The organism is Amycolatopsis bullii (assembly GCF_014654205.1).
GTDB lineage: Bacteria > Actinomycetota > Actinomycetes > Mycobacteriales > Pseudonocardiaceae > Amycolatopsis > Amycolatopsis plumensis.
Window position 1 is genome coordinate 1 of sequence record NZ_BNAW01000054.1, and the last position, 13,551, is coordinate 13,551.

The 13,551-nt window shown below is 72.2% G+C and carries 5 protein-coding genes and 1 pseudogene; 2 read left to right on the forward strand and 4 right to left on the reverse strand.

The window, feature by feature from the left end:
- Both IE317_RS37560 and IE317_RS37565 read right to left on the reverse strand, forming a co-directional pair.
- A partial coding sequence (locus tag IE317_RS37560) for a type I polyketide synthase (protein ID WP_191316125.1) occupies nucleotides 1-4,797 on the reverse strand: 4,797 nt, incomplete at its 3' end.
- A gap of 43 nt (nucleotides 4,798-4,840) precedes the next feature.
- Nucleotides 4,841-6,076 carry an NAD(P)/FAD-dependent oxidoreductase gene (locus IE317_RS37565; protein WP_191316126.1) on the reverse strand — a complete coding sequence of 412 codons (1,236 nt, stop codon included), beginning with the start codon at nucleotides 6,074-6,076 and terminating at the stop codon, nucleotides 4,841-4,843.
- Between the two features lie 308 nt (nucleotides 6,077-6,384).
- Between IE317_RS37565 and IE317_RS37570 the strand changes: the two genes are divergently transcribed.
- Nucleotides 6,385-7,635 (forward strand): cation:proton antiporter, encoded by a 1,251-nt coding sequence (locus tag IE317_RS37570; protein ID WP_191316127.1) that lies wholly within the window; start codon nucleotides 6,385-6,387, stop codon nucleotides 7,633-7,635.
- Here the strand turns inward: IE317_RS37570 and IE317_RS37575 are convergent.
- Together IE317_RS37575 and IE317_RS37580 are read right to left on the reverse strand one after the other, a co-directional pair.
- Nucleotides 7,608-10,391 carry a helix-turn-helix transcriptional regulator gene (locus IE317_RS37575; protein ID WP_191316128.1) on the reverse strand — a complete coding sequence of 928 codons (2,784 nt, stop codon included), beginning with the start codon at nucleotides 10,389-10,391 and terminating at the stop codon, nucleotides 7,608-7,610. The two genes, IE317_RS37570 and IE317_RS37575, sit on opposite strands and share 28 nt — an antisense overlap.
- Before the next feature lie 759 nt (nucleotides 10,392-11,150).
- Nucleotides 11,151-11,615, reverse strand: coding sequence for an SDR family NAD(P)-dependent oxidoreductase (locus IE317_RS37580; RefSeq protein ID WP_229903122.1), 465 nt, complete (start codon nucleotides 11,613-11,615; stop codon nucleotides 11,151-11,153).
- A gap of 259 nt (nucleotides 11,616-11,874) precedes the next feature.
- On the opposite strand from IE317_RS37580, the pseudogene IE317_RS37585 reads away from it, so the two are divergent.
- A pseudogene (locus IE317_RS37585) lies at nucleotides 11,875-13,464 on the forward strand (recombinase family protein); the annotation flags it as partial.
- Nucleotides 13,465-13,551: the final 87 nt, after the last annotated feature.

The window sequence follows — 13,551 nt, forward strand, 5'->3', positions numbered from 1 at the left end:
GGTCCGCACGAGCGCGCGGAACAACGCGGGGACGTCGGACCGGAACCGGTCCAGGACGAGCCGGGCCGGGACGAGGTCCGCGCGGCCGGCACCGGCACCGGCATCGAGCAGCGCGGTCCCCCGCCCGGCACCCAGCGGGCCGATCCCCGAGCGGGCCAGCCGCTCGACGTCGCCCGCGTCGAGCGCGCCCGCCATCCCTTCGTCCGCCCACAGGCCCCAGGCCAGCGCGGTGGCCGGACGGCCTTCGGCCCGCCGGAGCCGGGCCAGCGCGTCGAGGAAGGCGTTGGCGGCGGCGTACCCGGCCTGGCCGGGTGCGCCCAGCACGCCGGCCGCAGAGGAAAACAGCACGAAGGCCGGCAGTTCGAGGTCGCGGGTCAGCTCGTGCAGGTGCCAGGCCGCGTCCACCTTCGGCGTCAGCACGCGCTCCAGCCGGTCGGTCGTGAGCGAGCCGACGGTGCTGTCGTCGAGCACCGCGGCCAGGTGGACGACCGCGGTCAGCGGCCCGGCCGCCCGCACGCGGGCGACCAGCGCGGCGAGCGCCGCCCGGTCCGTCACGTCACAGGCCTCGACCGACACCTGCGCGCCCGCTGCGCCCAGGTCGCCGACGAGCTCCGGCACGCCGTCCGCCGCGGCCCCGCGACGGCTCGCCAGCACCAGCCGCCGGACCCCGTGGGCGGTCACCAGGTGCCGGGCGACGATCGCCCCCAGAGCGCCCGTGCCCCCGGTGACGAGCACCGTCCCGGCCGGGTCCCAGCCGAACGGCTCCGGGGCCGCGAACGGGACCAGCCGCGGGACGTGGCACGTCCGGTCCCGCACCGCGACCTCCGGCTCGCCGCCGGGCACCGACTCCGCCGGCGGCAGGGTGCCGTCGGTGTCGAGCAGCCCGAACCGGCCGGGGTGCTCGGCTCTCGCCGACCGCACCAGGCCCCACACCGCGGCCGCGGCGGGGTCGACGGCACCGGTACCCGGTCCGGTCGCCCCGGACGTCACGACGACGAGCCGGGATCGCTCGAACCGCGGGTCGCCGATCCAGTCCTGGACGAGACCGAGCGCGTGCCGCGTGGCGATGTGGGCGGCGGCGGCGCGGTCGCCGCCGCCGGTTCCGATGCGGGCGAACACGACGTCCGGCACCGGGTCGGCGAGCGCGGCGAGACCGGCCTCGCCCAGCGTGGCCGTCTCCGCCGGGGCGGCCGCGGGCGCGGGCACCTGCCGCCATTCCACGGCGAACAGGTCGTTCGCCGCGGCGGCCGTGTTCAGCGCACCGGGCGCGAGCGGCCGCAACCGCAGGGCCCGCGCGGACGCGACGGGCTGTCCCGCCGCATCGGTGGCGAAGACGGAGAACGTGTCCTGGGCGGTCCTCGACAGCACCACCCGCAGAGCGGTCGCCCCGACGGCGTGCAACGCGAAGTCCTGCCAGGCGAAGGGCAGGAGCACCTCGTGCCCTTCGTCGAGGACCAGAGCGTGCAGTGCCGCGTCGAGCAGTGCCGGGTGCAGGACGAAGGCCGCCGCCTCGGTGGCGCCTTCGTCCGGGAGGGCGACCTCGGCGAAGATCCGGTCCCCGCTGCGCCAGAGCGCGCGCAGGCCGCGGAACACCGTGCCGTAGTCGTACCCCCGGGCCGCGAGCCGGTCGTAGGCGCCGGTGACGTCTTCGGCGACCGCGTCCGGCGGCGGCCAGCTGCCGAGGTCCTCCCCGGCCGGACCGGTGCCGGGCGCGAGGAAGCCGGTCGCGTGCCGGAGCCAGGTTTCGCCGCTGCGCGAGTGCACGCCCAGCGCCCGGCGGCCGTCGGCGGCCGGCGGGTCGACCACGACCTGGACCGCCACGCCGTCGCGGTCCGGCACGATCAGCGGCGTGGCCAGCGTCAGCTCCTCGAGGTGCCCGCAGCTGACCTCCTGCCCCGCCCGCAGCGCCAGTTCGACGAAGGCCGTTCCGGGCAGGATCGCCGTGCCGGCCACCACGTGCTGGGCCAGCCAGGGGTGCGTCGCCGTCGACAACCTTCCGCTGAGCACCACCCCGTCGGACCCGGCCACGGCCACCACCGCGCCGAGCAGGGGGTGCCCGGGGACACCGAGTCCCGCGAAGGCGACGTCACCCGCCGGGCGGCCGGCGTCCAGCCAGAAGCGGCTGCGCTGGAACGCGTAGGCGGGCAGCCGGACCCGGCGGGCCGACGACCCGGCGAACGCGGTGCCCCAGCCGACCTCCACCCCGGCCGTGAACAGCACCGCGAGAGCCGTCATGAACGTTTCCGGTTCCGGCTTCGCCTTGCGCGCCACGGGTGCGAGCACCGCCTCGTCGAGGCACTCCCGCGCCATCGCGGTCAGCGTCGCGTCCGGGCCCGCTTCGACGAAGACGTCGGCCCCGGCCGCCGCGAGCGCGTGCACGGCGTCGGCGAACCGCACGGGCTCGCGCACCTGCCGCACCCAGTACTCCGGGTCCGTGAGCACGCCGGGCGCGACGAGCTCCCCGGACACCGTCGACACGAGCGGCAGCTCCGGCTCGCGCAGCTCCAGTCCGGCCACGACGTCCCGGAACGCGTCGAGCATCGGTTCCACCAGCGCGGAGTGGAACGCGTGGCTGACCCGCAGCCGCTGGGCCCGCGCACCCCGGGCCCGGAAGTCTTCGACGAACGCGTCCACCACGGTCTGCCGTCCGGACACGACGACCGCCGCCGGTCCGTTGACGGCGGCGATCTCGATCCCGGCCGACAGCGCCTCGCGCACGACCTCTTCCGGGGCTTCGACCGCGGCCATCGACCCGCCCGCCGGCAGGGCCTGCATCAGGTTCCCCCGGGCCGCGACCAAGGTGCAGGCGTCCGGCAGCGACAGGACCCCGGCGACGTGCGCCGCCGCGATCTCTCCCACGGAGTGCCCCGCAAGCAGTTCCGGCGCCACGCCGAACGTCGTGAGCAGCCGGTACGTCGCGACCTCGAAGGCGAACAGCGCGGCCTGCGTGTACCGGGTCTGCTGCAGCAGCGCGGGATCCGCGTCGAACATGACCTCGCGCAGCGGCCGCGGCAACCGGTCGCCGAACCCGGCGCACACCTCGTCCAAGGCCGTCGCGAAGGCCGGGTAGGCGGCGTACAGCTCCCGGCCCATGCCCGCTCGCTGGCTGCCCTGGCCGCTGAACAGCACCGCGGGGCGACGGCCGGGCCGCGCCCGGCCCCAGACCACGCCGGCGGCACCGCCGCCGGCGAACCCGGCCAGCGCGGCCGCGGGATCACCGGCCACGGCAACCGCCCGGAACGGCAGCGCGGCCCGGGTCGTGGCGAGCGAAAACCCGATGTCCTCCGCGGTGTGCGCGGCCGCGGCCGCCGCCACCCTGGCCGCTTGGGCCCGCAAGGCGGCTTCCCCCGCCGCGGTGACCACCCACGGCACGACGGGCACCGGCGCGGCGGCCTCCGGGCCGTCGGCCACCACCGCGGCCGGCGGTTCTTCGAGCACGACGTGGGCGTTGGTCCCGCTGATGCCGAACGACGACACCGCCGCCCGGCGCGGACGCTCGCCGGCCGGCCAGTCGACCGGCTCCGTCAGCAGCTCGACCCGGCCGGCCGACCAGTCGACGTGCGGGGTCGGCGCGTCGGCGTGCAGGGTCTTCGGCAGTGTTCCGTGCCGCATCGCCATGATCATCTTGAGCACCCCGGCGACGCCGGCGGCAGCCTGGGTGTGCCCGATGTTCGACTTCACCGACCCCAGCCACAGCGGCCGGTCCCGGCCCTCGCCGTAGGCCGCCATCGCGGCTTGCGCCTCGATGGGGTCACCGAGTGCCGTCCCCGTCCCGTGCGCTTCGAGGACGTCGACGTCGGCGGGCAGGAGCCGCGCGTCCGCCAGCGCCGCCTGGATCACCCGCTGCTGCGAAGGACCGTTCGGCGCGGTCAACCCGTTCGACGCGCCGTCCTGGTTCACCGCGGACCCCCGGACGATCGCCAGCACCCGGTGCCCGTGCCGCTCCGCGTCCGACAGCCGCTCCACGAGCAGCAGCCCCACCCCCTCCGCGGCCCCGAACCCGTCGGCCGAGGCGGCGAACGCCTTGCACCGGCCGTCCGCGGACAATCCCCGCTGCCGCGAGAACTCCACGAACATCGCCGGATCCGACATCACGACGACACCGCCGGCCAGGGCCAGGTCGCACTCGCCCCGCCGCAGCGACTGCACCGCCAGGTGCAGCGCCACCAGCGACGACGAGCACGCGGTGTCGACCGTCACCGCGGGTCCTTCGAAGCCGAACGTGTAGGAAACCCGGCCCGAAAGGACACTTGCGGTGTTCCCGGTCAGGAGGTACCCCTCGAGGTCGGCGGGCGGGTCCGCCAGCCGGGACGCGTAGTTTTCGTAGCTGCGCCCCAGGAAGACCCCGGTCCGGCTGCCCCGGATCAGCCCCGGATCGATTCCGGCGTACTCGAGCGCCTCCCACGTGGTTTCCAGGATGAGCCGCTGCTGCGGGTCCATCGCCAAAGCTTCTCGCGGCGAAATGCCGAAGAACTCGGCGTCGAAGTCCGCCGCGCCGTCGAGAAAGCCACCCTCACGCACATAACTCTTCCCTGTCTGCTCCGGATCGGGGTCGTGCAGCCTGTCGAGGTCCCAGCCGCGGTCGGCCGGGAACGCGGAAATCGCGTCCCGGCCGGCCGCGACGAGGTCCCAGAGCTCCTCCGGCGACGCGACCCCACCCGGGTACCGGCACGACATCCCCACGACGACGATCGGATCCGCGCTCCCGCTCCCGGCTTCCGCCAGCCTGCTCCGGGCCTGCCGGAGATCGGCGGTGACGCGCTTGAGGTACTCACGCAGTTTCGCTTCGTTCGTCATGAGGAATCCCGGTTCGTCGTGCGGGCGGCGGGAGAGCGAGCGGTCAGGCGGAGGCCGGCACCGGAGCGTCCACTGCGGACTGCATGACGGGTGCCATGTCGTAGAGACCGGAGATGAGCACGATGAAGTCCTCGCGAGCGGCGAGCGCCTCGGCCGGGTCGACCAGCGCGCGGGCGCGCTCGAAGTACTCCACGACCTTCTTGCTGGGGTCGTAGAAGAACCGCACGAACGAGATGACGACTTCGAGGAAGTCCCGGTAGGACTTCTCGTACGCCGTGCGCAGTTCCTCGTCGCGCTCCGGGGCGTCGAGCAGGGCGTTGACCGTGCGGGCCGCCGTGGAGGCCCCCTTCATCGCGAGCATCACCCCCGTCGAGAACAGCGGGTCGATGAACGCGGCCGCGTCGCCGGTCGTGAGCACGCCGGGTGCGGTCATCCGGCTCGCCGTGTAGGACCAGTCCTTGGTCGTCCGCGGCGCGGCGACCTCGACCGCGTCCCCGAGCAGGCGCTGCACCTCGGTCGACTCCGCGATCCGCTGCCGCAGCACCTCCGGCGGGGTGAGCCCGGTGGCCGCGTACTCCGTGGTGGGCGCGACGAATCCGACGCTGCAGGTGCCGTCGCTGAACGGGATCATCCAGAGCCACCCCGGCGGGCGGTTCTCCACCAGGATGTTGCCGGCCTGGCGCCCCTCGTAGCGGGTGCCGCCCTGGAAGTAGGTCCACGTCGCGAGGTTCTTCAGGTCCTCGTGCCACTCGACCACGTCCAGGTGCCGGGCGAGGAGTTTCGTCTGCCCCGAAGCATCGATGACGTAGGGCGCGGTGACCTCGACGACGTCGTCGGACCGGCCGACGCTGTACCGGACACCGACGCACCGCTCACCCTCGAACAGCAGCTCGCGGACCGACGCTTCCTCGATCACCGTGGCACCGAGCCGACGGCTGTGCGTCAGGAGCAGGTTGTCGAACTCCGCGCGTTTGACTTCGTAGGCGTAGGGGTGCGGGCAGATCTCGTCGAAGTCGACCGACCACGGAGTGGGTTCGTCGCCCCAGAGCAGGGACAGGCCGAACTTCTTGGTGGCGCCCGCGGATTCGATCAGGTCGATCGCGCCCAGCTCCTGCAGCACGGGCACACAACCGGGAACCAAGGATTCGCCGATGTGGTAACGCGGGAATTTCTCCTTTTCCAGGACCAGCACCCGCCGGCCCCATTTCGCCAGCAGACCGGACGCGGTCGATCCGGCCGGACCACCACCGATCACGATGACGTCATAGCCATTCTGCATTGCGTGGAATCCCTTCGACAGTGGGATGTAATCGACGTGCGCAACGGCTTTGCGGCCGGACGCGTGACGGCCGCACGGAAAGCCGGCCGGCCCGCGCACGCCGTGTGGAGAAGCTCTCCCGGCGACTGGCGCGTCGTCGAGTCTCATGACGTGAGCTCGGCCCGACAACCCTTAGCCCCGCGTTGGGCAACCCGTAGCCCGCGGGTTAAGGGTCGGATCCGGCCGCACTAGGGGTGTCACGAAGCGCGGGGCAGCCGCTTAGCTGGCGAAGCCCGAGAAGACCGGCGCCGCGACAGGGGGAACCGCGCATGACCGAACTACAGGTGGCCATCCTGCTCTGTGACGTCGCGCTGATCGTGGTGATCGCGCGGCTGACCGGCCGGCTCGCGCGGGCGCTGGGACAGCCGGCGGTCCTCGGCGAGATCGTCGCGGGCATCCTCGCCGGACCCACCCTGTTCCACGGCGCGATCGCGCAAACCCTGTTCCCGGTGGACATCCGCCCGCAGCTGACCGGGCTCGCTTCCGTCGGGCTGGTGCTCTTCATGTTCGCGGTGGGGCTCGAATTCGACCACGCACGGCTGCGCGGATCGGGCCGGGTCGCCGGTGCGACCGCGCTGGGCGCCTCCGTCGTGCCGTTCGCGCTCGGTTCGGCGTTCGCCCTCTACCTGGTCGGCCGCCACCCCGGCAACCGCCTCGGCTTCGTGTTGTTCCTCGGCGTGGCGCTGTCCGTCACCGCTTTCCCCGTCCTGGCCCGGATCCTGACGGACCGGGGGATGCACCGGACGACCATCGGCACGGTCGCCCTGTCCGCGGCCGCGGTGTGCGACCTGGCCGCGTGGACGATGCTCGCGGCGGTCCAGGCGATCGTCGGCGGCGGCGGCGGGACCGACCACTGGCTGGTCCTCCTGGTCGTGCCGTTCGCCGCCGCGTTGTTCCTGGTCGTCCGCCCGGTGTTGCGGTGGCTGCTAACGCGAACCGGCGGCGAGGCCCCGCACCTCGGGCAGTTCGCCGTCGTCCTCGCCTGCCTGCTGGCCTCGGCCGCCGTGACCCAGCTCCTCGGTCTGCACTTCGTGTTCGGCGCTTTCCTGTTCGGGCTGGCCGTGCCCCGGCGGGGCACGGCGAAGGTGCGTGAAGATCTTCTGCACCGCACGCAGGCGACGACCGCGCTGCTGCTGCCGGTGTACTTCGTCGTCGCCGGCCTGAACGTCGACCTGTCCCGGATCGGGACCAGCGGGCTGCTGGAACTCGGGGCGATCATCGTCGTCGCCGTCGCCGGCAAGTTCGCCGGCACCTTCGCCGGCGCACGCACGCAGGGCGTCTCGGCCCGCCAGTCGGCCATCCTCGCCACACTGATGAACACCCGCGGGCTGACCGAGCTGATCGCGCTCGGCGTCGGCCTGCAGATCGGCGTCCTCGACCGCGAGCTCTATTCGTTGATGGTGGTCATGGCGGTCGTCACGACGGCGATGTCCGGGCCGCTACTGCGGTGGCTGGCCGGCCGCGAGAACCAGGAGCCGGTGCCGGAACCGCTTCATTCACTGCCGACCACGTCGAACTGAAGGTCCGTGGGCAGGTCCATGCGGCGGGTCACCCGGAGCTTGCGGTAGGCCCGGGTGAGGTGCTGCTCGACCGTGCTCACCGTGATGAAGAGCTTGGCGGCGATGTCCCGGTTGGTGCACCCCTGCGCCGCCAGGCTCGCGACCTTGCGCTCGGCGTCGCTCAACGCGCCGGTGCCCTCGGCGTTGCGCCCGGCACCGCCCCGGTTTTGGGTCGGCAGCAAGGATTCCAGGCCCGCGCCGTGGAGCTGGTCGATGATCGGCGTGGCGTTGATCTCGTGAGCGAGGTCCCGTGCTCGCCCGGCCGCGGCCCGGGCACCGTCGTGGTCGCCGTCGGCCAGGAACGCCGAGCCGCAGGCGACCAGCGCACGCGCGAGTTCGTAGCGGTCCCCGCAGTTCTCGAAGATTTCCACCGCTTCGCCGAGGAGACAGCGCCGGATCCCGGCGTCGGGTTCGATTTCCGCCAGGATCCGCAACGCAAGCCCGTGTGCCCGTGATCCTTCGGGGGTCTGCCCGCACAGCTGCTCGTCGACCAGTTCCCGGGCGCGGCCGGGCTCGCCCATCCGGAGGTACACCTCGGCCGCGCCGGTTCGCCAGGGGACGACGGTCGCCAGGTCGATGCCCCAGTCCCGCATCAGCTCGCCGCAGTGGAGGAAGTCGGTCAGCGCCCCCGCGGTGTGCCCGGTGGCCAGCGAATACCTGGCCCGGGCTTCGAGGAAGTGCAGGCCGTACCGGGTCTGGAAGGTCGCCTCCAGCACACCCTGGTCGAGCAGCTTGGCGGCTTCGGCATGCCGCCCGGACGCGGTGACGGCCCGCACCAGCGCACCGAGCGGTGCGCCGACGGCGGCGCCCCAGCCGCGCGGGCGGATGAACGTGAGCGCGGCGCGCGCGTAGTACTCGGCGCTGGGCAGGTCACCCCGCCGAAGGTCCACCTCGGCCCGGATCGCCGCGAAGACGGCCCGCCAGCTGGGCACTTGGCGGGCCCCCGCGTCCGCCAGCAGGCGATCGCTCCACGTGGCGGCCGCGTCCACGTGGCCCCCGTAGATCAGGGTCAGCAACGCGGCCTGGAGGGTGTCCAGGTTCGCGTCGCTCATGGCCGTCGCGGCCAGCAGCTGTTCGGCCCGGCGGCGGTTGTCTTCCGGCGCGTCCTGCCGCAGCACCGCGGCGAGCAGCGCGTTCGCATTCGTCCTGACGACCATGGTCGCCGGCGAGTGTTCGGCGCTCTCCTCGGCGAACAGCCGCTGGTGCACCACTAGTGCCGGATACGTGTGCCGCAGCCGCAGTTGCATCAACCGCAGTTCCGCCGCGGATTCGGCGTCGGCCTGGCCTGCGCCGAACTGCTCGATCGCCTCGACGGCGTCGTCGAACCGGCCGTACCAAAGCAGGGAGCGGATCAGCGACGCGGCATGCCGTCCCCGGAGCGTCCCGCGGCGCAAGGCGTCGACCAAGGTCGGGTAGTACCGGGCGGCCAGCACCGGGTCGGCCCGCCACTTGGCGAGCGCGAGCTTCATGGTGATCACCGCGCGCCGGTCTTCGTCGTCGCAGGTCCGCAGGGCGAGCTGGAGCGCTTCGGTGGCGATCGGCAGCCAGTCGTCGGCGAGCGCCTCGTCCGCTGCTTCCTCCAGCACCGGCACCACCCACCGGTCCTCCACCGGCGGCGCGGCGAGCAGGTGCCCGGCCACGGCGGTCGCCGGCGCGCCGTCGCTGTGGAGCAGCTCGGCCGCGGCCCGGTGCAGCGCCGCCCGGTCGCCCGGCGACATCCCGTGCCGGATCGCGGTCACGGTGGCCGGGTGGCGGAAGTGGTTGCCCTCCAGCAACCCCGATTCGGTGAGCGTCGCGATCAGCTGGCTGGTCGAGGCGGGATCGATGCCCAGCAGCTGCCCGGCCAGCCGCGACGACGCGTGGTCACCGAGGATCGCGATCGCGCGGGCGACCGCCAGCGCCTCCGGCCCGTACGAGTCGATCAGCCCGATCACGGCCGCCTCGAACGCGGGCCCCGCGGCCGGCGGGGTGCCCGGCCGATCGGCGTCGCCGCGGTCCCGCAGCAGGCTCATGAGCAGCTTCGGGTTGCCGCCGGTCGCCTCGTGGTATTCGGCCGCCCGGGCCGCCTCGGCCCCGCCGGTGCGGGCGAGCAGGCGCTTGGTGCCGGCGAGGGACAGCGGCGCCAGCCGGACCGCGTGGAAGTGCGGTAGCTTCGCCAGCTCGACGTGCGCCGCGGACCGGCCGGAATACGGGTGTTCGAGTTCGCTGAGCACGAGCGAGATCCGGCTTCCGGGCAGCCTTCTCGCGAAGTGCAGCAGGCACTCGAGAGAAGCGACGTCCGCGTAGCCGATGTCGTCGACCAGGATCGTGACCGGACAGGCCCGGGAAAGCTCCTGCAAGGCCGACCACATGCCACGGATCGCTTCGGCCCACACCGAATCCCCGTGCGCGCTGCGGTCGTGGTCGATCACCGGCGCCTTGTCCACGCTCTCGTCGAGGGCGACGGTGAGGCGTTCCAGCCCGGCCTGCCCGCTCGGGCAGCTCTGCAGCAGTTGTGCCACCACGCCGAGCCGCAGCGGTCTTTCGGCGACGGTCGCCGTCGCGCGCAGGACCAAGCCGCCCCGGCGTTCGACCTGCTCGGCGTGGGCGGCGAGCAACGCGCTCCGGCCGTGGCCGGCGTGCCCGAACACCACGACGACCGAACCCCGCGCCTGCCGTGCATGCTCGAACTGCTCCGCCAACCGGACGAGGACACTGTCCTCCTCAGCACCTCGCATGCGACGCCCCCCGACTCGCACAGAACCCCAGACAACGGAGACCCGGAAGAGAAATCATGATTCGGCGTCAACGCTGACGGAATTCCACGCTAGCACGAGCCGCCTCGACCGGTCAAAGCGGAAACATGCACAAAACATTTACCCCCACACCCTTTCGCGCGCGTTTCCTCAGCCGGAAGCGACGCACACTCCGCGATCCGCAACACGAAGCGCCCACATGTCACTTCCGAGAAAGCGCACCACGACCCCCGAACCAACCCCCACACTCACCGACGCGGAGCCACGCCCCGCGGAACCAGCTTAACGCAACGCGGGGGTACCGCGTCGGATTCCCATCGCCGACCGGACCAAGGACGGCTCGGCCGTGCGGCGACCCCCGCACCGGCGGGGCCGCCGCCGAGCGCCGTCCGACACGTCCCGCACGGCTGGCGTCGGCCCCGCACCCGGCACCCGCACGCCCACGAAAATGCGAGAGCGGAATGGCGTGGCTTATCGCTCCTTCAGCGCGTTCACACCTCGCTTGAACCCTTTTCGGCACCGAACGGCCAGGTCACCGGAAACGGCAAGACCGGACGTCCAGGCACCGCTTCCGGCCATCACCCGGCGTGCGACGGCGAGGGTGCGGCGCGTCGGCGCAGCCTGCCGAACAAGGAAGCGGTCAGCGCATTGGTCTTGCCGTCGATGACCGCCGGTCCGTTGCCCGGCAGGGCACGCACCACGGTAGCGGCGACGGCCTCGGCACTGCGCGTGCCACGGGTGTCATCGGCGTTTTCGTGGGACCGGGACTGACCGCCACCACCCGGCCCCGGTGCCTCGGGCCTCGGCCCACAGCGCCTGGGTGAACGAGATGACGTACGCCTTCGTCGCCGCGTACACCGCCAGATAGGGAGCCGGGATGTATCCCCCGGTGCTGCCGATGTTGACGACGGCGCCGTGGCCGCGGGCGACCATCGCGGGCACCAGGAGCGTGGTGAGCTCGGTCAACGTCTTGGCCGGCCGCGTCGGCGCGTCGGCGGTGGCGAGATCGAGCGCCGCGGCGCGCACGGTGACTCCGTGACACCGGCTCAGCCGCGCGGCCGCCTCGTCGAGCTTGCCCGCGCTGCGGGCGACCAGGACGAGGTGCATGCCGTCGGCGGCCAGCCGCTCGGCGATGGCCGCGCCGATGCCGGTGGAGGCGCCGGTGACGAGGGCGAACTTGTCGCGCATCTGCGCTGCTGTGGTCATGATTTCGACGGTGAACCTTGACGTCAACCGGCGGGTGATCGCGGCCGGTGCCGACGCAGGCAAGCCTACCCGTACGCGGACAAGGGTGCCTGGCACCTCGACGAGCGCCGGGGGACGACCGCGAAGGACTCCAGCGGCGCGCCAACCCGCTGACGCTCACCCCGACCGGGGCCGCGTTCGAGGACGGCGCGCTGCGGTTCACCGGCGGCTCCGCGGACACCTACGGCCCGGTCGTCGACACGACCGGTGACTACACGGGTTCGGGAACACGCGGAAGTTCGTCGAGCCGCTCGGCGGGCAGATCGTGGCGGAGTTCTTCGACGTCGGGCAGTCACGGTCCGTCCCGTGGGAACGACGTACCGAGGGCGCGCGGCTGCTCGCCGAGTTGAAGAATCCGCACCACGAATGGGACGCGATCGTCGTTGGCGAAGGCACGCGTTGTTGGTTCGGCAATCAGTTCTCGCTTATCGCGCCGAAGTTCGCGGCGTACGGCGTGGATCTGTGGGTCCTAGAACTGGGCGGCAAGTACGACGCGCGGAACCCGTCGCACAAGATGCTCATGAGCGTGCTCGGCGGGATGAGCGAGTCCGAGCGCCAGCACGTTCAGGCTCGCGTCCGCGCGGCAATGGACGCGCAGGTGATCAACGAAGGACGGCACCAAGGTGCACCCTACGGGTACGTCGTCGTCAACAGCGGGCCACATCCGAACCCGCGAAAAGCTGCGGAAGGGTCCAAGCTGCGGGTGCTGGCGATCGACGAGACCACGGCGGACGTGGTCCGCCGGATCTTCGCCGAGTACCTGGACGGAAACGGCGATCGCGCGATCGCCAACCTGCTCAACCGGGACGGCATTCCCTGTCCCTCCGCGCATCGGCCGGACCAGAACCGGCACCGGCTCGCGGACGGCTGGCAAGGCAGTTCGGTGCGGGCGATCCTGGACAACCCGCGATACACCGGCTACGCGATCTTCGGGCGTTGGACGAAACAGGAGACGTTGCTCGACCCGGAAGACGTCGCCGCGGGCCACGTGGTGCGGTTCAAGCGCGCGGCGCCGGACCGGATCGTGCGGTCGCGTGAGCAGGCGCATCCGGCGATCGTGTCCGTGGAGACCTTCACGCAGGTACAGCTTCTGCGTCGGTCGAAGTCGGCGGGTGGGTTGAAGACGGCACGCAAGGCCGAGCGAGGCGCCCGAAACACCGCACGGTCATATCTGCTGCGCGGACTGGTCCGATGTGGAATCTGTGGCCGGAAGATGCAAGGCGCCACGATCCGGAAGGGCGCCTACTACCGCGGTACTTCGCGGACCATGGCGCCCGGCTCACTGACGCTGGCGGATCATCCGAAGACGGTCAACTTGCGCGAAGGCGTGGTCGTCGAGGCGCTCAGCGGATGGCTTCACGAGCTGTTCCACCCGGACAACCGCGACCGGACGGCGGCCGCGCTACTCGGATCGGACGGGAGCAAGGCCGACGGCGGCGCACTGGAGGCGGCGCGAAACCGGCTGGCGGACGCTGAGGCGAGGCTTCAGCGGTATCAGGCCGCCATCGCGGCCGGCGTCGATCCCGAAGCACTCGTAGACCCGATGAACCAGGCACAGGCCGAACGAGCCGCCGCGAAAGCACAGATCGAGAACGTTCCAGCCGACTCGACAGTAAGCCGTGCCGAGATCTACGCGAGGATCGATGCCCTCGGCGACGTCTGCGGAACACTGGCCGACGCGACCACGGCAGGCATGAGCCGCCTGTACCGCGCGCTGAACCTGAAGCTACGCTACGAACCAAAAGAGCTGGCCGTCTATGCGACGACCAACCCGGGTGTAGATAGTGCGTGTGTCCGAGGGGGGACTTGAACCCCCATACGTGGGATATCTCCCGTGTTTGGGGAGATCATGCACTCACGGTAGCACAGAGTCACCGGGGCCGCGCATCCCTTCATC